Below are 1,556 nucleotides of genomic sequence, written 5' to 3' on the forward strand. Positions count from 1 at the left end.
CAAATGTTTATCCCTTAAAGATCAAAACACAAAAGACGGTTCACCACAGAGGGCACAGAGAGGCCTGCGGCCTACACAGAGAAAAGATTAAAGCTTTTTTTAGATGTGTCTAAACCCCTTTCTCTGTGTAGCGAAGAACCCGGTGACCTCTGTGGTTCATAGGCTTTATTTCAGTATAATGAATTCAAGTTACCAAGGAATGGGAGTAGTTAAGCGTGGAGAAGGATTCTCTAACTCAAACTGTTATATCGAGCGCGATAGAAGTACATAAAGCCTTAGGCCCAGGATTATTAGAGTCAAGCTATGAGCATTGTCTCATGTATGAACTATCTAAGGCAGGTCTAGATGTTAAGCGGCAGATCACGCTGCCAATAGTCTATAAGGGGGTAAGAATTGATGCAGGGTATAGATTGGATCTATTAATTCCTAATAAGCTTATTATCGAAATAAAATCAGTTGATCGTTTTGCACCGATACATACCGCTCAAGTGATAAGCTATTTGCGCTTGAGTAACATTAAAACTGGGCTGTTAATCAATTTCAGCGTGGATAGGCTCGTAAAGGGAATCAAGAGAGTTAGTCTCTAAAACTCCAGAAGCTCATTCACCACAGTGAAAACTTAAAACGAGTTTTTCCTCTGGTTTTCCTCAGTGCAGCGAAGCGCCCGGTGTCCTCTGTGGTTTATCTGTTTATCCCTTAAAGATCAAAACATAAAAGATGATTTACCACCGAGAACACAGAGCGGCCTGCGGCCTACACAGAGAAAAGATAAAAAGCTTTTTTTAGAAGTGTCTCAATCCCTTCCTCGGTGCAGCGAAGCGCCCGGTGTCCTCTGTGGTTCAAATGTTTATTCCTTAAAGATCAAAACACAAAAGACGATTTACCACCGAGAGCACAGAGCGGCCTGCGGCCTGCACAGAGAAAAGGTAAAAAATTTTATAGTGTGTCTCAATCTTTTCCTCTGTGCAGCGAAGCGCTCGGTGTCCTCTGTGGTTCAAATGTTATATCCCTTAAAGATCAAAACACAAAAGACGGTTCACCACCGAGGACGCAGAGCGGCCTGCGGCCTACACAGAGAAAAGATAAAAGCTTTCATTTAGAAGTGTCTCAATCCCTTCCTCTGTGCAGCGCAGCGCTCGGTGTCCTCGGTGGTTCAAATGTTTGTCCCTTTAAGATCAAAACATAAAAGACGATTCACCACCGAGAACACAGAGCGGCCAAGGCCTTCACAGAGAAAAGACAAAAAGCTTTTTTTAGATGTGTCTCAATTCCTTCCTCTGTGCAGTGAAGCGCCCGGTGTCCTCTGTGGTTCAAATGTTTATCCGTTAAAGATCAAAACACAAAAGACGATTCACCACCGAGAACACAGAGCGGCCAGCGGCCTGCACAGAGAAAAGATAAAAAGCTTTTTTTAGATGTGTCTCAATCCCTTCCTCTGTGCAGCGCAGCGCCCGGTGTCCTCTGTGGTTCAAATGTTTATCCCTTAAAGATCAAAACACAAAAGACGATTCACCACCGAGAACACAGAGCGGCCAGCGGCCTGCACAGAGAAAAGG

General features: G+C 44.2%; 1 protein-coding gene. It reads left to right on the plus strand.

The annotated features are described in order from the left end of the window. Window positions 1–215: 215 nt before the first annotated feature. Window positions 216–587 carry a GxxExxY protein gene (locus tag A3735_RS11375; RefSeq protein ID WP_068638042.1) on the plus strand — a complete coding sequence of 124 codons (372 nt, stop codon included), beginning with the start codon at window positions 216–218 and terminating at the stop codon, window positions 585–587. Window positions 588–1,556: the final 969 nt, after the last annotated feature.

Source organism: Oleiphilus sp. HI0061, from assembly GCF_001635675.1.